Source organism: Streptococcus sanguinis (genome assembly GCF_020729765.1).
Classification (GTDB): Bacteria; Bacillota; Bacilli; order Lactobacillales; family Streptococcaceae; genus Streptococcus; species Streptococcus sanguinis_Q.
In genome coordinates this window covers 19,343-43,077 of record NZ_JAJEPD010000051.1, presented here as the reverse complement: position 1 = coordinate 43,077, position 23,735 = coordinate 19,343, and the positions used below count along the sequence as shown (strand labels likewise).

Annotated in this window: 21 protein-coding genes, 2 pseudogenes and 1 riboswitch; of the genes and pseudogenes, 15 read left to right on the top strand and 8 right to left on the bottom strand. The window is 44.8% G+C overall.

Features of this window, described 5'->3' with window-relative positions:
* Positions 1 to 29: 29 nt before the first annotated feature.
* A complete protein-coding gene (locus tag K4H96_RS07110; RefSeq protein ID WP_002910688.1) occupies positions 30 to 668 on the top strand; it encodes a TetR/AcrR family transcriptional regulator in 639 nt (212 codons plus the stop codon).
* Positions 669 to 982: 314 nt separating this feature from the next.
* Here the strand turns inward: K4H96_RS07110 and K4H96_RS07105 are convergent, their stop codons facing one another.
* The 4 genes from K4H96_RS07105 to rnhC all read right to left on the bottom strand — a co-directional run bounded on the left by K4H96_RS07105 (position 983) and on the right by rnhC (position 5,967).
* Complete coding sequence (locus K4H96_RS07105; RefSeq protein WP_223337883.1) at positions 983 to 1,927, bottom strand: hypothetical protein; 945 nt, start codon at positions 1,925 to 1,927, stop codon at positions 983 to 985.
* Between the two features lie 93 nt (positions 1,928 to 2,020).
* On the bottom strand, positions 2,021 to 4,384 hold the full coding sequence (gene recD2 / locus K4H96_RS07100; RefSeq protein WP_223337882.1) for an SF1B family DNA helicase RecD2: 2,364 nt from the start codon (positions 4,382 to 4,384) through the stop codon (positions 2,021 to 2,023).
* Positions 4,385 to 4,443: 59 nt separating this feature from the next.
* Positions 4,444 to 5,073 carry a signal peptidase I gene (gene lepB / locus K4H96_RS07095; RefSeq protein ID WP_223322984.1) on the bottom strand — a complete coding sequence of 210 codons (630 nt, stop codon included), beginning with the start codon at positions 5,071 to 5,073 and terminating at the stop codon, positions 4,444 to 4,446.
* A 3-nt stretch (positions 5,074 to 5,076) separates the two neighbouring features.
* A complete protein-coding gene (rnhC, locus tag K4H96_RS07090; protein WP_223337881.1) occupies positions 5,077 to 5,967 on the bottom strand; it encodes a ribonuclease HIII in 891 nt (296 codons plus the stop codon).
* Between the two features lie 188 nt (positions 5,968 to 6,155).
* Between rnhC and K4H96_RS07085 the strand changes: the two genes are divergently transcribed.
* The 7 genes from K4H96_RS07085 to K4H96_RS07055 all read left to right on the top strand — a co-directional run bounded on the left by K4H96_RS07085 (position 6,156) and on the right by K4H96_RS07055 (position 13,651).
* The gene (locus K4H96_RS07085; protein ID WP_002896593.1) at positions 6,156 to 6,446 is read left to right on the top strand and encodes a hypothetical protein; all 291 of its coding nucleotides are present in this window, start codon (positions 6,156 to 6,158) and stop codon (positions 6,444 to 6,446) included.
* 10 nt (positions 6,447 to 6,456) lie between these two features.
* Positions 6,457 to 7,008, top strand: coding sequence for a CvpA family protein (locus K4H96_RS07080; protein ID WP_223337880.1), 552 nt, complete (start codon positions 6,457 to 6,459; stop codon positions 7,006 to 7,008).
* Positions 7,009 to 7,062: 54 nt separating this feature from the next.
* On the top strand, positions 7,063 to 9,396 hold the full coding sequence (locus K4H96_RS07075) for an endonuclease MutS2 (RefSeq protein WP_223337879.1): 2,334 nt from the start codon (positions 7,063 to 7,065) through the stop codon (positions 9,394 to 9,396).
* A gap of 10 nt (positions 9,397 to 9,406) precedes the next feature.
* Positions 9,407 to 10,051 carry a GNAT family N-acetyltransferase gene (locus tag K4H96_RS07070; RefSeq protein WP_223337878.1) on the top strand — a complete coding sequence of 215 codons (645 nt, stop codon included), beginning with the start codon at positions 9,407 to 9,409 and terminating at the stop codon, positions 10,049 to 10,051.
* A gap of 99 nt (positions 10,052 to 10,150) precedes the next feature.
* The gene (locus K4H96_RS07065; RefSeq protein WP_223337877.1) at positions 10,151 to 11,569 is read left to right on the top strand and encodes a C69 family dipeptidase; all 1,419 of its coding nucleotides are present in this window, start codon (positions 10,151 to 10,153) and stop codon (positions 11,567 to 11,569) included.
* 85 nt (positions 11,570 to 11,654) lie between these two features.
* Positions 11,655 to 11,969 carry a thioredoxin gene (gene trxA / locus K4H96_RS07060; protein WP_223337876.1) on the top strand — a complete coding sequence of 105 codons (315 nt, stop codon included), beginning with the start codon at positions 11,655 to 11,657 and terminating at the stop codon, positions 11,967 to 11,969.
* 166 nt (positions 11,970 to 12,135) lie between these two features.
* A riboswitch (glycine riboswitch) is annotated at positions 12,136 to 12,228 on the top strand.
* An 85-nt stretch (positions 12,229 to 12,313) separates the two neighbouring features.
* Positions 12,314 to 13,651 carry an alanine/glycine:cation symporter family protein gene (locus K4H96_RS07055; protein WP_223337875.1) on the top strand — a complete coding sequence of 446 codons (1,338 nt, stop codon included), beginning with the start codon at positions 12,314 to 12,316 and terminating at the stop codon, positions 13,649 to 13,651.
* A gap of 65 nt (positions 13,652 to 13,716) precedes the next feature.
* Here K4H96_RS07055 and sstT read toward each other — a convergent pair.
* Positions 13,717 to 14,936 (bottom strand): annotated as a pseudogene (sstT, locus tag K4H96_RS07050) (serine/threonine transporter SstT).
* 144 nt (positions 14,937 to 15,080) lie between these two features.
* Between sstT and K4H96_RS07045 the strand changes: the two are divergent.
* From K4H96_RS07045 to K4H96_RS07030, 4 genes are all read left to right on the top strand, one after another.
* Positions 15,081 to 15,944 (top strand): mechanosensitive ion channel family protein, encoded by an 864-nt coding sequence (locus tag K4H96_RS07045; RefSeq protein ID WP_227956443.1) that lies wholly within the window; start codon positions 15,081 to 15,083, stop codon positions 15,942 to 15,944.
* Positions 15,945 to 15,965: 21 nt separating this feature from the next.
* The gene (locus tag K4H96_RS07040; protein ID WP_223337874.1) at positions 15,966 to 16,595 is read left to right on the top strand and encodes a DUF4352 domain-containing protein; all 630 of its coding nucleotides are present in this window, start codon (positions 15,966 to 15,968) and stop codon (positions 16,593 to 16,595) included.
* 173 nt (positions 16,596 to 16,768) lie between these two features.
* On the top strand, positions 16,769 to 17,671 hold the full coding sequence (locus K4H96_RS07035) for a DUF2268 domain-containing protein (RefSeq protein ID WP_002901483.1): 903 nt from the start codon (positions 16,769 to 16,771) through the stop codon (positions 17,669 to 17,671).
* Positions 17,672 to 17,733: 62 nt separating this feature from the next.
* Positions 17,734 to 18,102 carry an EXLDI protein gene (locus tag K4H96_RS07030; RefSeq protein ID WP_002901482.1) on the top strand — a complete coding sequence of 123 codons (369 nt, stop codon included), beginning with the start codon at positions 17,734 to 17,736 and terminating at the stop codon, positions 18,100 to 18,102.
* A 56-nt stretch (positions 18,103 to 18,158) separates the two neighbouring features.
* Here K4H96_RS07030 and K4H96_RS07025 read toward each other — a convergent pair.
* From K4H96_RS07025 to gdhA, 3 genes and pseudogenes are all read right to left on the bottom strand, one after another.
* Positions 18,159 to 18,308: pseudogene (locus K4H96_RS07025) on the bottom strand (NADP oxidoreductase); the annotation flags it as partial.
* Positions 18,309 to 18,323: 15 nt separating this feature from the next.
* Positions 18,324 to 18,809, bottom strand: coding sequence for a GNAT family N-acetyltransferase (locus tag K4H96_RS07020; RefSeq protein ID WP_223337873.1), 486 nt, complete (start codon positions 18,807 to 18,809; stop codon positions 18,324 to 18,326).
* Positions 18,810 to 18,839: 30 nt separating this feature from the next.
* A complete protein-coding gene (gene gdhA / locus K4H96_RS07015; protein ID WP_227956442.1) occupies positions 18,840 to 20,186 on the bottom strand; it encodes an NADP-specific glutamate dehydrogenase in 1,347 nt (448 codons plus the stop codon).
* A 351-nt stretch (positions 20,187 to 20,537) separates the two neighbouring features.
* On the opposite strand from gdhA, the gene K4H96_RS07010 reads away from it, so the two are divergent.
* From K4H96_RS07010 to K4H96_RS07000, 3 genes are all read left to right on the top strand, one after another.
* Positions 20,538 to 21,476, top strand: a complete 939-nt coding sequence (locus K4H96_RS07010) for a dihydroorotate oxidase (protein WP_223337335.1) — start codon at positions 20,538 to 20,540, stop codon at positions 21,474 to 21,476.
* A gap of 176 nt (positions 21,477 to 21,652) precedes the next feature.
* A complete protein-coding gene (msrB, locus tag K4H96_RS07005; RefSeq protein ID WP_223337336.1) occupies positions 21,653 to 22,588 on the top strand; it encodes a peptide-methionine (R)-S-oxide reductase MsrB in 936 nt (311 codons plus the stop codon).
* Positions 22,589 to 22,746: 158 nt separating this feature from the next.
* Positions 22,747 to 23,619: a MetQ/NlpA family ABC transporter substrate-binding protein gene (locus K4H96_RS07000; RefSeq protein WP_002907288.1), complete on the top strand. Its 873-nt coding sequence runs from the start codon at positions 22,747 to 22,749 to the stop codon at positions 23,617 to 23,619.
* Positions 23,620 to 23,735 lie beyond the last annotated feature (116 nt).

The following is a 23,735-nucleotide window of genomic DNA, read 5'->3' as shown; positions in this document are numbered from 1 at the left end:
AAGCTATATTAGAAACAAAGGGGAACAGAATGGCGCAACGAAAAGACAAATCCCAGGCCATGAGAGAAAAAATTTTAAATACAGCAACCCAGCTCTTTATCCAAAAGGGGTCCGAAAAGACCAGTATGCAGGATATCGCCCAGACGGCAGGCATTTCCAAGGGGGCTATCTACCATCATTTCAAGTCAAAAGATGAGATTGTCGTGGCGGTGATGAGGAGCCGGCAGGAGTTGATGGAAGAAGAGATGAAGCAGTGGCTCAAGGCTACGGAAAATCTGACTGGCAGGGAGCAGCTGCAGACCATCCTCAAGTCTAATCTGGAAAGTCAGACAGCCCGGGCTACGGACGGCATTGTGGGTGAGTATGAGAAGGACGCGGGCTTTATTTTGACCATGATGCGGGACAATCTGCGGATAGGCGCCCCTGTGGTCAGTGACATTATCAAAAAAGGGATGGCAGATGGCTCCCTTCAGACCCAGTATCCGGAAGAGGCTGCAGAAGTTTTTCTGCTGCTGGTGAACTTCTGGATGCATGGGACCGCTTTTGAAAGTGAGCCCGAAAAACTGCCAGAACGTTTCCATTTTCTGCAGTTTATGATGACCTCGGTCGGTCTGGATATCTTTACTGACGAGCTCCTGCAGCTCTTTAGCCAGAAAAATAAGCATTAAAAAAGGCGCTGGAACAGAACTTAAAAATTGGCTCTGTCTAGGCCTTTTTATTCATGTTTTAAATATACTGTGGATATCTTCCTCGGTCAGGCCGATTAGGGGGTCAATTTTCAGAGAAAAGTTTTGAAAAGCAGGCTGAGCGTCTCCGCTTTATCCGCTTTATGCTGGAATCTATTGGCATTGATATTCTTAGTGACGATCTGATGGAACAGACTCTGACATACTTAAAACGAAGCTAAGCGATGATTGGTACACCGAATTTTCCAAATACAATTGTAGAAAGTTAATATAAAGAGGACAGCAAACTGTCCTCTTTATAATTCAATATTTGGAAATTTGTCATGGATTTGATTTTTTAAACGAGTTAAAGCAAGATCTGTTTTAGAAACGTTTTGATGTCTTAGAGGCAGTTTCTCTTCGTTGCCATCAGAAAGGACAACCCGAATCTCATTTTTTCTGATGATTGGAAAGATAGAAATCATGAATGAATTGCTATGATGATAAATTGTTAGCGCGTCATGTATGTCACATGTTTTAAAGCTAGATTTGTAACTGACCAGATGATTCTTGTAAAAGAAGACACGGATATCTGGGTCAACATAGCCACCATTGTTTTCAATCTGATTCAGCGTTTCATTCAACTCGGGATAGAGTCTGTAAAAATCATTCAATCTTTTATGGTTTAAGTAATAACGGATGAACCCGATCAAAATGCAGAATATAGCAATATAGGTGAAGAAAGTGAAGGAAGTTGTTCCACTTTTTTGGAATTCTTTATCATCAGAGAGAGTGATGTAGTATTTCAATTGTTGGTTATTTCCATGATTAAATAGATACGAGTTCATGATTTTAGCGTAATCGGGAATATCTGAAGCTGAGTGTACTGAGGCAATCAACCATTTTGGCTCTCCTCCTAAATTATCCGCTTTTTCTAGTTCATCTACGAAGCGGCTAGTTGAAGAATCATTGCGCAGGCCAACATCGGCTTCCCTACCATTTTTATCTATATAAGTTACTCTGTAGAAATAGGTTGAGTCATGATCTTCTTTTAACTCTGCAACCGGTCCATCAATATGAGTAATTTGTATTGCTTGGCTGTAGGAGGTGTCAGAGATTTTTGCAGAAAGAATTTTTCCTTCTTTTCGCAAGGTTTCCACACTGATATCCTTAATTCTTGTTGATGAACGGGAACCAAATAAAATGAGACAGCATCCTACAAGCACCCATTTTATTAGAGAGGCATATTTATTGTATTTCATTAATATCTCCTTTGAAGAAAGTTAATTGTTGTTTTGTCTGGTCGTATAGCCACATTTTAGCATTATACACAGAGCAAAGAAGGGAGTCAAGGATTACTTAAAAATTCCCTTTATATCTTCTTCTCTTATCCCAATCATAGGGTCGATTTTCAGGAAATTTTCCTCAGTTAGGACATAGTTTTCCACAGGCGCTTTCATTTTATCCACAGGATTGTGGATATTGCTTTCGGCTTGCGGGAGGTCTCCAAAGCGCTCGATGAGATAGGTTTTACGGGCGGTGCCAGTGTTTTTTATGGCATAGTCAAAGGCTGCTTTTTCCCCAAGTAAGATCAGCTTGCTCTTGGCGCGGGTGATAGCGGTGTAGATGAGGTTGCGCTGCAGCATCCGATGACTGCTCTTGGTGATGGGCAAGATGACCACGGGAAATTCACTGCCCTGAGACTTGTGAATGCTCATGGCGTAGGCCAGGCGAATCTTGTACCACTCGCTGCGCTGATAAACAAGTTCATTGCCATCAAAGTCAATGGTCAGCTCGTCCTGCTTGGAGTCGGTGTACTTAGCAGGCAGTAGATCGCTGATATAGCCTAAGTCACCGTTGAAGACATTGCTTTCGGCATCATTGACCAAGTGGATAACCCTATCTCCTTGGCGATACTGACAGTCGGGAGCTTCAAAGGTCAATTCATCTTTCTCTACAGGATTGATGAGATTTTGCATAAGATTGTTAATCTGGTCAATGCCGGCTGGCCCCCGATACATAGGTGCCAATACCTGAACATCTTGAGCTGGGATACCGCTGCGAATGGCTGCACTAGTGATTTTCTCAATCATAGGCGGGATATGCTCATTTCTAGCTTCAAAATATGAGCGATCCGCTTTTTTCTCTGTAAAGTCCGCTGGTAAAATGCCCTTCTGAATCTGGCTGGCCAGTGTGACGATGGTGGACTCTTCGCTCTGCCGATAGATGGTTTCCAGCTTGGTCTGTGGGATAGTTGGTATTTGCAGCAAGTCCGCCAGTACCTGGCCAGGACTGACAGAAGGCAGCTGGTCCGCGTCTCCGACAATCAAGAGCTTGGTTTGAGAGGAGATATTGCTGAGCAGCTGATTAGCCAGCCAAGTGTCCACCATGGAAAATTCATCCACAATGATAAAATCAGCATCCAGATAATCATCCAAATGACTGGTATCATCATCGCCAGTCATTCCCAAATGGCGGTGGATAGTGGCGCTAGGAAGACCAGTCAATTCGTTCATGCGCCGAGCAGCACGTCCAGTGGGAGCAGCTAACAGAATAGGCAGATCATTGGCCTTTCGCAAATCCAAACCGCGAAGCTGGGCGTAGACTGCGATGATACAGTTGATAACGGTAGTTTTTCCAGTGCCCGGTCCGCCGGTTAAGATAAAGACCTTCTGATTGATAGCCTGACGGATAGCATCTTTTTGGATACTATCATAGGTGATGCCAGAGCTCTCCTCAACTTGCTGGATAGCTGCAGTAATCTTATCTGGATCGAAAGAATCTTGCTCTCCTTTTTCCAGCAGACGGACTAGATTACTCCTTATTCCTTCTTCAGCAAAAAATAGGCTGTTTTCAAAGATCTTGGTTTCTACATTCTGGACCTTATCTTCCTCAATTAGATGAGCCAGCTCATCAGCGACTAGACTAGGGTCCAGCTCAACTTGGCGTGAGCTTTCTAAGAGCTCGATGGTATGCTCTAGTAAATCACGAGCTTCGACATAGGTATCTCCCCGCTCCATGGACTGGGTCAGCAGGGTGTGGACAAGGCCAGCCCGAAACCGCTCAGGGGCATCACTTTGGATACCCAGCTCTTCTGCCAGATGGTCAGCGATTTTAAAGCCGATCCCCTGAATATCCTCTACCAGCTGATAGGGATAGTTTTCGACAATGTCCAGCGTTTCTTCCTTGTAGGTATCCTGGATTTGAAAAGCCAGCTTATTGGGAATGCCGTAGGCTGCTAGCTTGGCCAGTACCATCTCAGTTCCGTAGTTGAGTCTGAGCTTGGCGACAAAGGCCTCTCGGTTCTTAGCTGCTAAGCCGTTTATCTGGGTCAGCTTTTCCGGCTCTGCTAAAATCTTGTCAATGGTGTCTTCGGTATCTTCTCCGTAGAGTTGGACGATTTTTTGAGCAGTCTTGACACCGATGCCCTTGAAATGGTCGCTGGAGAAGTATTTTACTAGGCCTTTACTGCTGGGTTTGGCTCGCTCATAGCGAGAAATTTTAAGTTGCTGGCCATATTTGGGGTGCTGGACAAGACTGCCCCAGAAGCTGTAGTCTTCGCCTTCCATGACATCTGCCATGGATCCGGTGACAATGATTTCAAAATCTTCAAAATCCTTGGCATCTGTATCCTCAATATCTAAGAGCAGAATACGGAAAAAGTTGCTGGGATTTTCAAAAATAATCCGTTCAATCGTTCCTGAAAAGTAAAATTCCATAGTTTATAGGTTCTTCTTTTAAAACGAACCCAGCTGATGTTCAGCTGAGTTCGGTATGCTTAATAGGTCTTAAAAGGCAGCAGTGGCCAGAAGCGGAACTTAGCTTCGCCCTGGATTTGTTCTTTTTGGAAGGTACCGACTTGGCGACTATCTTTGGAAACAATCCGGTCATCACCCAGAAGCAGGTATTCATCATCCAGAAGCTTGATGGTGAATACAGGGCTGCCTTCACTATCAACAGTGAAAGCTTGAGCCTGAGCAGCGAGTTTTCTGAAAAACACACCATTGTCATCATAATCATCCCCAGTATAAGTGGATTGGAGCTTGTCTTCTTTGAATTTTTTGATGTAGTCCGTCAGGTAAGGCTCGTCTGTTTTTTTGCCGTTGATGTAAAGAGTATCATTTTCATACTGAATAGTATCACCCGGCATACCGATAACCCGCTTGACAATCTCCTTGGTCGTTCCGTCATTATCTGTCTCAGTGGCGACAACGATATCAAATCGGTCAATAGACTGATATTTAAGCACAAGTAGATATTCCCCATTGGCCAGCGTAGGGTCCATAGAGTGGCCATCTACCTTTACAGGGGACCAGAGATAGAGCCGTGATAGGATAATGACAGAGATAAAGATGATAAAGAGCCCCCATTCTTTGAGAATGACAACGGCAGTATTTGATTTTTTCATAGGTTACCTTTCTAGAATTTTTTGAGCTTTTTCAGTATTTTTAAAGTGGAGTTTAGCAGAATGCTGCAGACCGGCCATTCCATAGGCTTGAAGAATCTGGCTAGCAACATGATTGCTCTTGCTTCCGGCTCCGCTAGGCAGGGTATAGCCTAGCTCTTGACTGAGATTTTCTAGATTTTCTAGAAAGAGGTCGCGAGCGATAATAGAGCTGACTGCAACAGCTAGGAACTTTCCTTCAGCCTTTTCAATCAGACTTACCGGATTTGGAAAATGATTTTTTTCCTGCTTTAGGTATTTATTGTAGTTTTGCTGGCTGGTAAAGGCATCGATGACGATTTTTTCGGGATTGATGCCTTTCTGCATCAGTAGGTAGATAGCTTGATTATGTAAGGCTACCTTGACAGAGACGGCGTTGTAGCCAGAAGCGATGACTTCATTGTACTTCTCTGGTGATAGGAGCAGAGCTTGGTGGGCAATCTTTTCTTTCAAGACCGGCGCCAGTTGGCGAATCTTGCTATCGTTCAAGGTTTTAGAATCACCAACACCCAGTTTTCTCAGAAAGTCGTGCTGGTCTGGAGTGACGAAAGAAGCTACGACGGCTAGTCCTCCAAAGTAGGAGCCGTTGCCGACCTCATCCGTCCCAATGAGGGCAAAATTCTGAGAAGCAGGACTAGAACTGGTCTTGGTCACTTGATGGCCAAAAAAGCCAGCGTAGTGAGCAGCTTTTGCCCCTTGAAAGAGAACTTTTCCGGAGCTAAAGACACTGACCGTCGCCTGATCCAGCCGGAAGAAATATTGAATATGCGGGTTCTTGCTGGGAGCCAGCTGGCTCTGATATTTCTCAACAAAAGCCTGAATTTCTTGCTGTTTGGGACTGAGGGTGATACTTTCCATACCCCCTATTGTACCATAAAAAGGAAAAGTCGAAAGTCATAAGATTAAAAATCTTACAAAAATTTTGTAGGAGAGCACCGCTGATTGCTATGTCAAAAACGATGAAAAAGAAAGTCCCTGTCTAGTTCCAAGTGTTTTTATAACTGACAAAGGGCTTCTTTTTTGATATAATACAATGAGGTGATTTTATGGCAAATTTGAATCGATATAAATTTACATTTGGAAACAAGACCTTAACTCTAACAACAGAACACGATAATCTCTTTATGGAAGAAGTGGAACGGGTAGCAAAGGAAAAATACAAGGCAATCAAAGAGCAGATGCCTGCGGCAGATGATGAAGTCTTGGCGATTTTGCTGGCTGTCAATAGCCTATCTACTCAGCTCAGCCGCGAGATTGAGTTTGATGACAAAGAAAAAGAACTAGAAGATTTTCGTCACAAAATGCTCAGTGATTTGAGAGAAAAGTCGGGTAAATAGAGGAGAAATAATGCTTTCTATTATTATTTTACTAATATTGGCCTGGAGTTTTTATATTGGCTACTCGCGTGGTATTGTTCTGCAGGGCTATTATGCTGCTGCAACCATGGTTTCCATGTTGGTAGCTGGAGCTTTTTATAAGAGTTTGGCTAAGTTTATCAGTCTCTGGGTGCCTTATGCCAGTGCGACTCAGGGCTCTTCGACCTATTTTTTCCCTAGCTCCCAGCTCTTTCAGTTGGATCAGGTTTTTTATGCTGGTTTGGCCTATCTCATTATTTTTACGGCTGTCTACATCCTTGGGCGCTTTTTTGGGATTTTTGCGAATCTGATTCCCTATCCCAATAAGCTGGATACCAAATGGTACAATGTGACCAGCGGAGTCATTGCTGTTTGCATCTCTATTTTTGTTTTGGGAATGTGCCTGACTATTTTAGCGACGGTGCCGATGGAGATGGTTCAGGAGCGGCTCAACAGCAGCTTCATGATTCGCTTTATTGTCAAGTATACCCCTATCACATCCAATATCCTCAAAGATCTCTGGGTGAATCAAGTTATCGGATAAAAGACGACTCAGTTGGCCTGCTAGCTGGGTTCTTTTTTACTAGAAAAGAAAATTATGAACACAAAAATTTTAGAAACCTTAGAATTTAAGAAAATAAAAGAACTTTTTGCTCCCTATCTTCTGACCGAGCAGGGGCAGCTGGAGCTAGGCCTGCTCTTGCCGACCAGCAAGAAGGAGACAGTGGCCTCGGCTTTTCTGGAAATGAGAGATATGCAGCAGATTTTTGTGCAGCATCCCCACTTTAGTCTGGCTGCGACTCAGGATATCACTGCCTTGACCAAGCGGTTGGAGCTGGAAAGCGACTTGAATATTGAGGAGTTTTTAGCTCTCAAGCGCGTTTTGGCAGTGACTCAGGAGCTCAAGTCCTTTTATGATGACTTGGAAAATGTGCACTTGGAAAAGCTGGACCGTCTGTTTGAGAACCTAGTTGTGTTCCCTAAGCTGCAAGGAAGTCTGCAGGCTGTGAATGATGGCGGCTTTATCGAAAGCTTTGCTAGCGAAAGTTTGAGCCGCATTCGCCGAAAAATTCAAGAAAATGAAAATCAGGTGCGGGAAATTCTGCAAGAGATTCTCAAAAACAAGGGAGAGATGCTGGCGGATCAGGTAGTGGCCAGTCGGAATGGCCGCAATGTACTGCCTGTGAAAAATACCTACCGCAACCGCATTTCTGGTGTGGTTCATGATATTTCTGCCAGCGGTAATACCGTCTATATCGAGCCTAGAGCAGTTGTCAATCTCAACGAAGAAATTGCCAGCAGTCGAGCGGACGAGCGTTATGAAATTCAGCGGATTTTGCAGGAATTATCGGACCTATTCCGTCCCCATGCAGCTGAAATTGCCAACAATGCTTGGATTATCGGACATCTGGACCTGGTGCGTTCCAAGGCCCGCTTCATGCAGGAGACAGGAGCGGTGGTGCCTGACCTGTCGGAAGAGCAGGATATCCAACTGCTCAGTGTCCGCCATCCCCTGATTGAAAATGCAGTGGCTAATGATTTGCATTTTGGGCCTGATTTGACAGAGATTGTCATTACAGGGCCTAATACGGGTGGTAAGACCATCATGCTGAAGACCTTGGGCTTAGCTCAGATCATGGCTCAGTCAGGCCTGCCGATTCTGGCGGACAAGGGGAGTCGCGTCGGGATCTTCAGTCAGATTTTTGCAGACATTGGTGATGAGCAGTCGATTGAGCAGAGCCTTTCAACTTTCTCCAGTCACATGACCAATATTGTCTCTATTTTAGAGCAGGTTGATAGTGAGAGTCTGGTTCTGCTGGATGAGCTGGGAGCTGGGACTGACCCGCAGGAGGGTGCAGCTCTGGCCATTGCTATCTTGGAAGATTTGCGGCTAAGACAGATTAAAACCATGGCGACAACCCACTATCCCGAGCTCAAAGCCTATGGGATTGAGACGGACTGGGTGGAAAATGCCAGCATGGAATTTGATACAGATAGTTTGCGGCCGACCTATCGCTTTATGCAGGGAGTGCCTGGTCGCTCCAATGCCTTTGAAATCGCTCGACGTTTGGGCTTGGCGGAAGTTATCGTTGGCCATGCCCAAGAGCAGACCAACACAGACAGCGATGTCAATCGAATCATTGAGCGACTAGAGGAGCAGACGCTGGAAAGCCGCAAGCGCTTGGATAATATCCGCGAGGTGGAGCAGGAAAATCTCAAATTTAACCGAGCCCTCAAAAAGCTTTACAATGAGTTTAACCGAGAAAAGGAAACCGAGCTCAATAAGGCGCGCTTGGAAGCCCAGGAAATCGTTGATTTGGCTTTGTCAGAGAGTGAGAGCATTCTCAAAAATCTCCATGATAAGTCCAGCCTTAAACCGCATGAGATTATTGAAGCCAAGACTCAGCTTAAAAAGTTGGCACCAGAAACGGTTGATTTATCAAAGAATAAGGTGCTCAAGCAGGCCAAGAAAAATCGGGCACCCAAGGTGGGAGATGATATCCTAGTCACCAGCTATGGTCAGCGGGGAACCTTGGTCAAGCAGCTCAAGGACGGCCGTTGGGAAGCCCAGGTCGGTCTGATCAAGATGACTCTAGAAGAGCAGGAATTCAACTTACTCAAAGCTGAAAAGGAGCAGCAACCTAAGCGCAAGCAGGTCAATGTGGTCAAGCGGGCCAATACTGCTGGACCGAAAGCCAGACTAGATCTGCGCGGCAAACGCTATGAAGAGGCCATGGAAGAGCTGGATGCCTTTATCGATCAGGCCCTCCTCAATAATATGGCCCAGGTGGATATTATCCACGGTATTGGGACCGGGGTCATCCGTGAAGGGGTGACTAAATACCTCCGCCGCAACAAGCACGTCAAGTCCTTCGGCTATGCTCCGCAAAATGCCGGTGGCAGTGGCGCAACGATTGTGATCTTTAAGTAAGAGGCCAGAAATGAAAATACAAACCTATGACTCGACTTATGAGAAAAGTTGGATTTATACAAAGGCTTTGAGTTATCTCTTTTCGCCTTTCTTTGATGATATGAGCCGCAGCAAGGATGAGTTTACCGAAGAACCTTACCAAGATTCGGTTGAGCTTATAGCAGTGGAAGATGATCAGGTTGTGGGGCTTCTAGATATTGGGATTTACACCGAAGAAGCAAGTCATTCTTATGCATATTATCCAGGAGAAAAGATAGCTTACTTCGCTAATCTGGCTGTCCATCCTGATTTTCAGAATCAAGGCATAGCCAGCCAACTCTTTCAAACTGCTTGGGAGCAGCTGCAAGAAAAGAATGTTGAGGCCTTGATTATCTTTAGCAGAGACGGAGAACAAGCAAATCACCTCTATCAGAAGTGGGGCGGCAAGCTGATTTGTCAAGATTATTTAGTTGTCGGACGCCCCAAAGATCAAATAGCGTTTTCTTTCAGCGTTGATACTAAGCAGCAGACAATCTGTCTGACAGATAAGTCAGGAAATTCCTTAGGCTATTATCAAAGAGAAGGGCATTATATTGTCTCAAGGAAAGAAGATTTGGAGCATTTTGAGATTGATGAACTTTACAAAGAGCATACCTATGTCTTGAAAATCGAATAGGGTATTGGAAGTTTCAGAGAGAGATAACAGCGGGTCCTTTTATGAGGGCCTGCTTTTTGCTATAATGTAAGCAGCATAAAGAGTATCGGAGGGAAAATAATGAGATTAAAACATGCATCAGATTCCTGCACGACTATTTTGGTAGGCAAGAAGGCCAGTTACGACGGTTCAACCATTGTGGCTCGTACAGAGGATTCACAAAATGGGGTGTTTACACCCAAGAAATTTATCGTAGTGGAGCCGCAAGACCAGCCACGCCATTATCAGTCAGTTTTGACATCCTTTGAGATGGATTTGCCGGACAATCCAGTCCGCTATACGGCAGTGCCTGATGCAGTTCCCAAGGATGGGATTTGGGGAGCTGCTGGGATTAACAGCTACAATGTTGCTGTCAGCGCAACGGAAACGATTACAACCAACAGCCGCGTGCTGGGAGCTGATCCTTTGGTAGAGTCAGGTATCAGTGAAGAAGATATCCTTACGCTGGTTCTTCCCTATATCAAAACAGCTCGCGAAGGGGTTCTTCGTCTAGGGAAAATCTTAGAAGAATACGGTACTTATGAATCCAATGGGATTGCTATTTCAGATATTAATGAAATCTGGTGGCTGGAAACCATCGGTGGCCACCATTGGATGGCACGGCGCGTGCCAGATGATGCCTATGTGACTAATCCCAATCAGCTGGGTAGTGATTATTTTGAATTTGACAATCCTGAGCACTTCCTCTGTCATTCAAATCTTAAAAACTTTATCGAGGAAAATCATCTCAATCTGAATTACTCGGATGAGGGCTTCAATCCGCGCTATGCTTTTGGCAGCCAGAAGGATAAGGACCGTCATTACAATACGCCGCGAGCTTGGGATATCCAGCGTTTTCTCAATCCAGAAGCGGAGCAAGATCCAAGGAGTTTCTTCATTCCATGGTGCCGCAAGCCATACCGCAAGATCACGATCGAAGATGTCAAGTATGTCCTGAGCAGTCACTATCAGGATTCGCCTTATGATCCTTACGGAGCAGAGGGGGACCACCACAGCAGACGGGCCTTTCGGACTATTGGGATCAATCGGACCAGCCAGACAGCTATCTTGCAGTTGCGCCCTAATCAACCGCAGGAAACAACGGGCATCCAGTGGCTATCCTACGGCTCCATGCCTTACAATACAGCAGTTCCTTTCTTTACTCAAGTCTCGACAACGCCAGATTACTTTGCCAATACGACAGACAAGGTTTCGACGGATTCTTTCTACTGGACCAATCGACTCATTACTGGGCTAGCTGATGCTCATTTTAGCAGTCATGTCGGTGATTTGGATGATTATCAGGAAAAGACCATGGCCTGGGGTCATGAAATGATCGGTCGGGTAGACCGAGCTCTGGCCAAGGGCGAGGATGTGGACTTTGAAGCTGAAAATCAAGCCATGAGCGACAAGGTGCAAGAAGCGACAGACCAACTCTTGGAGAAAGTTCTCTTGGATGCCAGCAATCTCATGACCAACCATTTCTCACTAAGTGACTGAGGTGCTACCCGTAGCAAATATTTTTCTTTCTCCTGCTTTTGGTGTAAAATGTTAACAAAAGTAAGCTATTCAAAGGAGAAGATTTATGGTAGCAGCAGTTACAGATGCAACATTTGCAGAAGAAACAAAAGATGGATTGGTTCTGATTGACTTTTGGGCAACTTGGTGCGGTCCATGCCGCATGCAAGCGCCTATCTTGGAGCAGTTGGCAGAGGAAGTTCATGAAGACGAACTGAAAATCCTTAAAATGGATGTGGATGAAAATCCAAATACTGCCCGCGCATTTGGCATTATGTCCATTCCGACCCTTCTGTTCAAGAAAGACGGTCAAGTCGTTAAGCAAGTCGCAGGTGTTCATACCAAAGACCAGCTCAAGGCTATTATTGCCGAATTAAGCTAAGTAAGGAGCCTCTGGGCTTCTTTTTTGCATCAAAAAACGTTTACATCCTTAAAAATTTTTATAAAATATTGACAAAAAGCGAATGTTCTTTTAGAATAATAGAAAATTAATAATCAACACCGAACGAAGTTTTTCAGAAAGAGGCGAGCGCTTCTGACTGTGAAATGGACGGAACTCTGGAGAGACCATGAATGGCACCGAAGGGGCAAGGCGGTTTAGAACCGCTCAAACTCTCAGGTAAAAGGACAGAGCTAAGAGGCAGGGATTTCCCTACTCCAGCACATCCAGAGTACATGTTTTGCATGTGCTCTTTCTTTTTCTCGGTGTGAAAAGGAGCTTATATCATGTTGGAAATATTGAATCGTCTAGATTCTTTTGTTTGGGGGCCGCCCCTGCTCATTTTGCTGGTTGGTACCGGTATCTATCTTAGTTTGCGTCTGGGCTTGCTGCAGATTTTTCGACTTCCGCGTGCCTTTCGGCTAATCTTTGTATCGGACGAGGAGCATCAGGGCGATGTCTCTAGCTTTGCGGCTCTCTGTACGGCTCTGGCCGCGACTGTGGGAACGGGAAATATCATTGGAGTGGCAACTGCCATTAAAACCGGTGGGCCGGGCGCCCTCTTCTGGATGTGGGTGGCTGCTTTCTTTGGAATGGCGACGAAGTATGCCGAAGGCCTCTTGGCTATCAAGTACCGCCGCAAGGATGCTCATGGTGCTATGGCGGGCGGCCCCATGCACTATATCTTACTAGGGATGGGCGAGAAGTGGCGCCCGCTGGCCATCTTTTTTGCGATAGCTGGTATCTTGGTGGCTCTCTTGGGGATTGGGACCTTTACGCAGGTCAATTCCATCACAGAGGCTATGCAGAATACCATTCAGCTGCCTCCAGCTGTGACAGCTTCTATCTTGGCTATTTTGGTGGCTCTGGTTATTTTCAGTGGCATCCAGTCTATTGCTCGAGTATCGACCAAGGTTGTGCCCTTTATGGCAGCGATTTATATCTTGGGGACTGTGACTGTCTTAGCGGTCAATCTAGATCGTCTGCTACCCACTCTCCAACTTGTCTTTAGCTCAGCATTTAGTCAGACGGCTGCTGTCGGTGGTTTTGCCGGTGCGACCATCCAGATGGCAATTCAAAACGGGGTCGCGCGTGGAGTTTTTTCCAATGAATCTGGTTTGGGATCAGCACCCATTGCAGCGGCGGCAGCTCGGACTAAGGAACCGGTAGAACAGGGCTTGATTTCTATGACTGGAACCTTCATCGACACCCTGATCATTTGTAGTCTGACAGGATTGACAATTTTAATTACAGGGGTCTGGGATGGCAATCTCAATGGTGTGTCTCTGACTCAGGCAGCCTTTGCGACTGTTTTTGCTAATTTTGGTCCAGTTCTGCTTTCAGTCTTTCTAGTTCTGTTTGCCTTTACGACTATCTTGGGTTGGAACTACTATGGTGAGCGCTGTTTTGAATTTCTCTTTGGGGTGCGCTATATCCGCATTTATCGCCTGCTATTTGTTCTTATGATTGTTCTAGGTGGCTTTGTGAGTCTAGAGGCGGTCTGGATTCTTGCAGATATTGTCAATGCTCTCATGGCCTTGCCAAATTTAATCGCTCTCCTAGCGCTCTCTCCTATTGTCATCAGTGAAACAAAGAAATACTTTGACAAGTATCGAAAGAACTAATTTTCGCACATAAAAAAGCCTCTAGTTTTCTGTAATGATGGAAGTCTAGAGGTTTTTTGTCGAAATTAATAGCGTTTTTCTTTTGGCCAGCTGCTCATCTCGGCCACAGCTGTAAAGAGAACGTCAGTAGAAGAGTTGAGGGCTGTCTCGCAGGAGTCCTGAATGACACCGATGACAAAGCCGACGCTGACTACCTGCATAGCCAAATCATTGGAAATCCCAAAGAGGCTGCAGGCGACCGGAATGAGCAGGAGAGAACCGCCAGCTACGCCGGAGGCCCCGCAGGCAGAAATTGCCGCTACAATACTGAGAACTAGAGCCGTGCCAAAGTCAACCCGGATACCCAGCGTATTGACAGCAGCCAAGGTCAGGGTATTGATAGTAATGGCAGCCCCTGCCATATTGATAGTAGCTCCCAGAGGAATAGAGACCGAGTAGGTCTCTGGATTGAGTCCTAGATCCCGACATAGTTTCATGTTGACGGGGATGTTTGCCGCAGAGCTGCGCGTGAAAAAGGCAGTCACACCACTGACTCGCAAACAGCGCCAGACCAAGGGATAAGGATTTTTCCACAGCATGATAAAGCTAATTAAGGGATTGATAACCAGAGCGACAATCAGCATGCTGGCTATCAAGACCAGCAGCAGGATACCATAGCTTTTTAGAGCCTGGAAGCCTTTGCCGGAAATGGTCGTGTAGACCAGGCCTAAAATGCCAAGAGGGGCTATAGATTGATAATCCACTCGACAATCTTAGAAGTGATATCTGCCAAGGTTTGGAGCAGTTCCTTGCTGTGGTGGCTAGCTTCTCGCATGGCAATTCCAAAGATGACTGCCCAGGACAGGATACCGATATAGTTTGCAGTGATGAGAGCGTTGACGGGATTGTCCACCAGCTGAAGCAGAAGATTGCTGAGGACTTGTCCGATTCCATCTGGCGGAGAAACCTTTTGGGAGGACGAAGCCAACTCTATGCGAATGGGAAAGAAGAAGTTGACTAGGACCGCTACCAAGGCCGCCGCAAAGGTTCCCAGGAGGTAGAGCAAGATAACTGTCTTCATATTGCTTTTTTGCCCCTTTTGCTGCTGAGACAGGGCGTTTGCCACCAGAGCGAAGACGAGGAGCGGAGCGATGGCCTTGAGGCCGCCAACGAAGATTTGGCCCAGAAGTCCGATGTCCTGTGCTTGGGGGAAGATGACAGCCAGCGGGACACCAATGCCAATACCGATGGAAATCCTCTTGATTAGATTGGTTTTATTCCAAATGGTGATGAAGCGATGGAGCATGTAAGTTCCTTTCTTGTCTTAGATACTTATTTTATTATACGATAGAAAAGGGGGGGAAAGCAATGCTAGGTCGGGTTAATCATTCTATGTCCGCGCCGATTGGTCTTTGTGGTATAATGGTAGTAATCTTTTTGGAGGTAACCTATGTCTAAGACCGGAAATGTCTTTTCCCGTTATATCCAGCAGGTTGACTGGAGCAAGATTGCAGATGACCTTTTTTCCAAGCTGGTCTCTTTACTTCTGCTTTTTATCTTATTTTACATCGTTAAGAAAATCCTGCATTTGTCAGTGACCAAGATCATTGCTCCCTCTCTCAAGCTATCCAAGCAGGATGTAGCCAGACAGAAAACAATTACCCGTCTGATTGAGAATCTGCTTAATTATGTCTTGTATTTCCTCTTGATTTACTGGGTTTTATCCATCTTGGGACTGCCAGTTTCCAGTCTTTTGGCTGGTGCGGGGATTGCTGGGGTGGCCATCGGGATGGGAGCCCAGGGCTTCCTGTCGGATCTGGTCAATGGCTTCTTTATCCTTCTCGAGCGCCAGCTAGATGTCGGTGACAATGTCCGCCTGACTAACGGTCCTATCAACATCGCTGGAACAGTAATCAGTGTCGGGATTCGGACGACGCAGGTACGGGACGCGGACGGAACGCTTCATTTTGTGCCCAACCGCAACATCATGGTCGTCAGCAATCTGTCTCGTGGAGATATGCGGGTCTTGATTGACATTCCGCTTTATGCCCAGACGGATTTGGATGAGATTTACCGTATCATTTCCAAGGTCAATGAAGAAGCAGTGCCAGAACATCCAGAGATTCTCAAGGAACCGGATGTCTTGGGGCCTCAGATGGCTTCAAATGGCCAATTCAACTTCCGCATCAGCATGATCGTACAAGGTGGCATGCAGGTTTCCATTTACCATATCTTCTACCGCCTTTACCATGAGGCGCTTTTGCGAGAGGGGATTGAACTCCCAACGCTTGGGCCTCTTACAAAAGGCGAGTAATTATTGATTAGAAAGGTCCATATGAATCAGCGAATTCAGCAGGAGATTGTCAGCGAGGACAATCATGTTTACCGTTTAAAACGTCCTCTCCACAAGCAGGGTCTCTTTTGGGCAGCTCTGGTTTCTGGGATTATTATCTTTCTTCTGGCCTTACTCAGCATTCTCCTCGTCATCACCACGATTGGCCTTATGGAGGAAAATGACCATCTCAAGTCTCTTACAGGCTACCATAACTCGCCTTTAGAGACCTATTCCAGCCATGCTTTTGAGAAAACAGTTGAATTTTCCAGCGGACTCAAGGTGACAGTTCATTCGGCAGTGGAAGATAGCAAGAGAGTCATGAGCGATGAGTCAACAGGAGTAGCTGTCGTTGCGACTATCACGGTTGAAAATACTTCTAAAAAGCCCATTCTGGTTAGTCCTTATGATTTTGGACTCTATGACAAGAAGGAAAATGTCTATATTTTGGATGGCTCAACCTTTGACAATACACAAATCGGCACCAATCTGGCGCCAGGCAAGTCTGTCCGTTTTGACCTAATCTTTGATGGGGAAGGCGGCGATGAGGATACCTATACCGTGACCTACGAAAATGCTAAGTGGCAAAAGGAGAAAAACAAGACAAAGCAAGAGAAAAAGAAGGAGCAATAGGGAAAATCATCCTATTACTTTAATGTCTTTGCTACTTTCCGCACTAGATTTGAAAGTGGAAGCAGCAAACTGTATAGATAAAAGAAGATTTGAGGCGAAAGTTTCAAATCTTTTTCTTGACTCTGACCTTAGAGGAGGGTGTATACTGGTGAAAATTAGAAAAGGAGATTACCATGCAAATCAATATCATTCGTTCAGATAAGGTTTATCAAGAGATGCTCGAGCTGCCTTTAGAAAAGAGAGAAGGCTGTTTTCGCGCTAAAATATTAGCACCTTTTGCAACAAAATATCGAACACAACACATTCCTCTGAAAGCGAAGTATCCCGGAGGGTTTGATGCTCTTTTCCTACTTGGCTTTATGAATCATCTCCCTGCTACTCTGTCAGAAAAGGATAGACCGGCTATTGATGCTCTGAGCTCTGATCAACTCTGGCAAAATTGTCAAGATACCATCAAGAGGAGTATCGGTCTTTTTGAGCAAGCTGGCTATGATTTAGAGGTTGAGGATTACTATTTTACTATTTTGTTAGGCAATCCAGAAAAGCTCATGCTACAGCTCAATAAGGGTTACAGCGGAGATGGTGGAATTCCAGGCTACCTCATGCTTAGTATGCTACCGAATGACTATACTTTGCCACGTATTCAGGCAGCTCTGGCCCACGAGTGCAACCATAATGTCCGCTTCCAATTTATCAAATGGAACCAGCAGACGACACTAGCAGACTGGGTAGTTAGTGAAGGATTGGCAGAGTCCTTTGCTGCTGAGCTCTATGGCAAGGAGCTCATCGGACCTTGGGTCACTTCAACCAGTCCAGAACAATTAGAAGAGATTAAACCCATCATCTCCAGTCAGCTTCAGCTAACGGGGATGGCGGAAATGGCTCCCTATCTCTACGGTGATGAAATTGCAGAAATACAAGGTCAAATAGCAGTTGGAATGCCTTATGCTGCAGGCTATGCTTATGGCTATCATCTGATACAAGCTTATCTGAAAAAGACTGGCAAGAGCATTATTGAGGCCACAGTAACACCGACGGCAGAGATTTTAGAGGCGACTAAAGACTTTTGGAAATGACACTTTTACTTGAAAATCTGTCAAAACTTGATATAATGTAGGTGATTTCTGGAGGTATCAGTATGCATTATAAAAGAATAGAATTGAAAGTCACAAATCAAGGTATCCATGAGCGCAAGATTTTTCAGGGTGTTAAGATTTTCAGCCGCAGCAAGCTGTCCAAAGATCAGAAAAGCATTCTGACGCAGAAGATTTACCTGACACCGAAGCAAAACATTGTTTACTATCAACAGACAGATGTCAACTATGACCAGAACTGGCACCATAAGAAGGATTATTACGAACTAGCTTATGGCCAGTTGGACAGAGAAACTGTCTTTAAGGTTTGCCAAGATTTTGACGAACTAAGTCCTTTTCTGGAGAATGAGTTGTTAGAGAAGCTAAAAGAAAAGCAGGTAGTAGGCAAATTTTTTGAAAAATTAGATATATAAAAATCCGACTGCTTATAAAAGCAGTCGGATTTTTTTGAGTTCTAGTTTGATAGTGCTTAAACAATACTTTGCGCAATCATGGCTTTGGCTACGTTTTCGAAGGTAGAGATGTTAACACTAGTCAGATGGTTTTTGCCAATTTCGTATGTTTCAGCGGTAGTTTTAGCTGTGTTGAGGATGTTGGTCATGATGTCCTTGAGACGGCCAGAGTATACTGATATCTATTCATCTGATAAGAGTGATTTTATCATCCAGATATTCATAGCTGGGTGGCCAGTGGCGTTAGAAAGTGGTTGTTGCAGTGATGTGAAACCATAGTGCTGATAGATGGCCACTGCCGTAGCCAGTTCAGTAGTGGTTTCTAGATAAAGCTGTTCATAACCTGCTAGGCGGGCTTCTTGGAATATCTGCTTTATCAGCCGACTGGAATAACCTTTGCCACGACTGTGTTTAGTGACATACAGTTTTTGTAATTCAGCAATCTTATCAGACACAGGTGCAAAGCCACCACATCCAACGAGCTGCCCTTCATCTTCCAGAACAAAGTAGGCTGCCCTCTCTTGATGTTGATAATAGTCGGCCAAATGATCTAGATGAGAATCAAAGTAGACAGTTCCTGGTTTGTTAAGTCCGAATTCTTCTAGGCTGGCTCGAATGAGCTGCGCTACAGCCGGATTGTCTCTCACTTCCATTGGCCGTAAGTTCATGATAGTCCTCCGATAGGATGTATCGACTAGTTAAACAATACCTTGCGCAATCATAGCATTTGCTACGTTTTCGAAGGCAGCGATGTTAGCACCGGCCAGGTAGTCTTTGCCAAGTCCGTAAGTTTCAGCGGTAGTCTTAGCTGTGTTGAAGATATTTGTCATAATGTCTTTGAGGCGGCCGTCAACTTCTTCGCGAGTCCATGACAGACGAAGGCTGTTTTGGCTCATTTCCAGAGCAGATACAGCTACACCACCAGCATTGGCAGCTTTAGCAGGTCCGTAGAAGATACCATTCTCTTTGTAAACTGCGATAGCATCTAGGTCGCTCGGCATGTTGGCACCTTCAGATACACAGATAACTCCTTGAGCAACTAAGCGTTTGGCAGCTTCGCCATTGATTTCATTTTGTGTCGCACATGGCAGAGCGATGTCATATTTCTCAGCGTAAGTCCATACAGAACCTTCATGGTAAGTAGCAGTTGCTTTTTCAGCAGCATATTCTGTCAAGCGAGCGCGGCGTTTTTCTTTGACATCAACCAAAAGATCAAAGTCAATACCGTTTTCATCGATAACATAGCCGTTTGAGTCAGATACAGAGATAACAGTTGCACCAAGCTCAGTTGCTTTTTGAAGAGCGTATTGGGCTACGTTACCAGAACCGGAAATAACCACTTTTTTGCCAGTAAAGCTTTGGCCGTTAGCCTTGAGCATTTCTTCTGTGTAGTAAACCAAGCCGTAACCAGTTGCTTCTGGGCGAATCAAGCTACCACCAAATCCAAGGGGTTTACCAGTCAAGACACCAGCGTCGAATTGGTTAAGGCGTTTGTATTGGCCATAGAGGTATCCGATTTCACGTCCGCCGACACCGATATCACCAGCTGGAACGTCAAGAGATGGGCCGATGTGCTTTTGCAATTCTGTCATAAAGCTTTGGCAGAAGCGCATCACTTCAGCATCAGTCTTACCTTTGGGATTAAAGTCAGATCCACCTTTACCACCGCCGATTGGCAGTCCAGTCAATACATTTTTAAAGATTTGCTCAAATCCGAGGAATTTCAAGATACCTTGGTTTACAGTTGGGTGGAAACGAAGGCCGCCTTTATAAGGGCCAACTGCTGAGTTAAATTGTACGCGGTAACCACGGTTGACTTGTACGTTGCCTTCGCGGTCTACCCAAGGAACACGGAAGCTGATAACGCGCTCAGGCTCAGTAATACGCGCTAGGATGTTTTCTTCAATGTATTCTGGGTGTTTTTCAAAAACGGGCTCCAGAGTATTGAGAAACTCTTCAACAGCTTGGAGGAATTCTGCCTCGTGTCCGTTGCGGGCTTTTACGGTCTCGAAAGTGCTTTGGATATATTCTTTAGCAGTTGTCATCTGTCATTCTCCTTTAAATAAAATAGTAAACCATCCTGTCGGAAGCTACTTACAACTTGTGTGACGAGGATGTGTTTAAATTTTTAAAACAGGCATCTTTTAGATGTCATATTTTATTACATGGAACATTATAGCAGACTTTTTTTCTCTTGTAAAGAAAAAAGTTGAATTTTCTAAAAATTTCCACAATTTATTTTCTGAAATATTCCAGAAAATAGCTGAGCGAACTGGATGTTTTCCGAACGTTAGTCAGGAATTGCTGGTTTAAAAAACGAAAAAGTGGAGTTTGGTGATATAATAGAGGAAATGAGCTAAAGGCACTCGCCTTCAGAAAAAAAGGAGCGTTTTACTATGGTTTCGACATCTACACAGATTGCTGGTTTTGCATTTGACAACTGCCTGATGAATGCAGCTGGGGTTGCCTGCATGACAAAAGAGGAACTGGCAGAAGTCAAAGATTCTGCTGCGGGAACGTTTGTGACCAAGACAGCGACGCTGGAATTTCGTCAGGGAAACCCAGAACCGCGCTATCAGGATGTTCCGCTGGGGTCTATCAACTCCATGGGTCTGCCCAACAATGGTTTGGACTACTATCTTGACTACCTGCTGGGACTCCAGGAAAGCGAACCAAATCGCGCTTTCTTCCTCTCTTTGGTTGGTATGTCGCCAGAAGAAACCCACACCATTCTTAAGAAAGTGCAGGCAAGTGACTTTAAAGGCATTACTGAGCTCAATCTCTCCTGTCCCAATGTCCCTGGCAAGCCGCAGATTGCCTATGACTTTGAAACGACGGAAAAAATCTTGTCAGAAGCTTTTGCTTATTTCACCAAGCCATTGGGAATCAAGCTGCCTCCTTATTTTGATATCGTGCATTTTGACCAGGCCGCTGCAATTTTTAACAAATATCCGCTCAAGTTTGTCAATTGTGTAAACTCCATTGGAAACGGCCTTTACATAGAAGATGAGTCAGTGGTCATTCGTCCGAAAAATGGCTTTGGAGGTATCGGAGGTCAGTATATCAAGCCGACTGCTCTGGCCAATGTCCATGCTTTTTACCAACGCCTTAAACCAGAAATCCAAATCATTGGTACTGGTGGTGTTCTAACGGGGCGCGATGCCTTTGAGCATATCCTCTGTGGTGCCAGTATGGTGCAGGTAGGAACAACCCTTCATAAAGAAGGAGTGGCAGCTTTCGAACGCATCACCTCAGAACTCAAGGCTATTATGGAAGAAAAAGGCTATGAAAGCTTAGAAGATTTCCGAGGAAAATTGAAGTATATTGAGGAGTAATTTTCTATTAAAAGATTTAATTCAAGCGTTATTGTGATTTGAAATGAAGATTATGGCTGGGTTAATTGTCATTAAGATCCAGCTTTTTCATAACAATTTGAAGAAAGTTCTAATCAAATTGCTATAATTTCGACTCCTTTTATGAGAAAATAGACGCAAAGAAATGAGGTGCTTTTATGGCAGAAATTTATTTAGCAGGTGGATGCTTCTGGGGCTTGGAAGAGTACTTTTCTCGCATTGAGGGTGTGGAGGAAACGACAGTGGGCTACGCCAATGGGCAAGTAGAATCAACCAACTACCAGCTGATTCATCAGACGGATCATGCAGAGACAGTTCATCTAGTCTATGACGAAAAGCGGGTCAGCCTACGGGAAATCCTGCTCTATTTTTTCCGAGTCATTGATCCTCTGTCGGTCAATAAGCAGGGAAATGATGTAGGTCGTCAGTATCGGACGGGCGTTTACTATACCAATCAAGCCGATAAGGCAGTCATTGAGCAGGTTTTTTCTGAGCAGGAAAAGCAGCTGGGCCGAAAGATTGCTGTTGAGCTAGAGCCTTTGCGCCACTATGTCCTAGCTGAGGACTATCATCAGGATTATCTCAAGAAAAATCCTGGTGGCTACTGTCATATCAATGTCAATGATGCCTATCATCCCTTGGTAGATCCTGGCCAATACGAGAAGCCTACAGATGCGGAACTAAAAGAGCAGCTGACGGAAGAGCAGTACCAGGTGACTCAGAATAGTGCGACAGAGCGTCCCTTCCATAATGCCTACAATGCCACTTTTGAAGAAGGAATTTATGTAGATGTGACGACTGGTGAGCCCCTCTTTTTTGCTGGAGACAAGTTTGAATCTAGCTGCGGCTGGCCTAGCTTTAGCCGGCCCATTGCCAGAGAAGTTCTGCGATATTATGAAGACAAGAGCCATGGCATGGAGCGTATCGAAGTGCGCAGCCGTTCTGGAAACGCCCATCTTGGGCATGTCTTTACTGACGGCCCAGAAGCAGCAGGCGGCTTGCGCTATTGTATCAACTCAGCAGCTCTGCGATTTATTCCAAAAGAGAAAATGGAAGCAGAAGGATATGGCTATCTGCTGACCTTCATGCAGTAAAAGGGGATAAAATCAACTCAAATGCTTCAAATCGTTATATAATTTTTTTATCACGGCGATAAATTATTTATATAAGCCAAGTCTCCTTTAACATGGTAAAATGAGAAGTAATCTTATAAAATAGAAGATTTAGAATTTTATCCATTAAAGGAGAATAAATGATGAATTTGAAAAAAATCTTTTCAGTCGGCTTAGTCGGCCTGGCAGCCTTGGGTTTGGCAGCTTGCGGAGGCTCTTCTAGTAAGGAGAGCAAATCAGCAGACGGACCTGTAACCGTCAAGGTTGGGGTAATGAGCCTGAGTGATACAGAAGAAGCGCGCTGGAACAAGGTTCAAGAGATTCTTGACAAAGAAAATGCAGGCGTTAAATTAGAGTATACACAGTTTACCGACTACTCTCAGCCTAACCAAGCTCTGCTTGACGGTGATGTGGATATCAACGCTTTCCAACATTACAACTTCCTTGAAAACTGGAACAAAGAGAAGGGAGCAGACCTTGTGTCTGTTGCGGATACCTATATCGCTCCTATTCGTCTCTACTCTGGTACAAAGGACGGCAAAAATAAATACACAGATGTGAAAGACATCCCAGAAAATGGGACAATTGCCGTTCCAAATGATGCGACAAATGAGAGCCGTGCTCTTTATCTTCTTGAATCAGCTGGTTTGATCAAGCTTGATGTTAAAGGGAACGAGCTTGCGACTGTTGCCAATATCAAAGAAAACAAGAAGAATCTGACAATTTCTGAGTTGGATGCTTCTCAAACACCAGCTTCTCTGACTTCAGCAGATGCTGCAGTTGTCAATAATACTTTCGTCCGCGAAGCAGGCATTGACTACAAGAAGGCCCTCTTCAAAGAAGAAGCCAATGAAAACTCAAAACAATGGTATAACCTGATTGCAGCGAAACCAGATTGGAAGAAATCAGACAAGGCTGACGCGATTGAAAAAATTATCAAGGCTTACCATACTGATGAAGTGAAAAAAGTTATTGAAGAATCATCAGATGGTATGGATCAGCCGGTTTGGTAATTTTTTTCCAGCAGAAGGTCATTGTATTGAATAAATGAAATGATTAAGAAGGGCGGAGATTAGCTTCTCCAGCCCTTTATCTGCTATTATGATCATTTAGTTTGATCATTATCTAG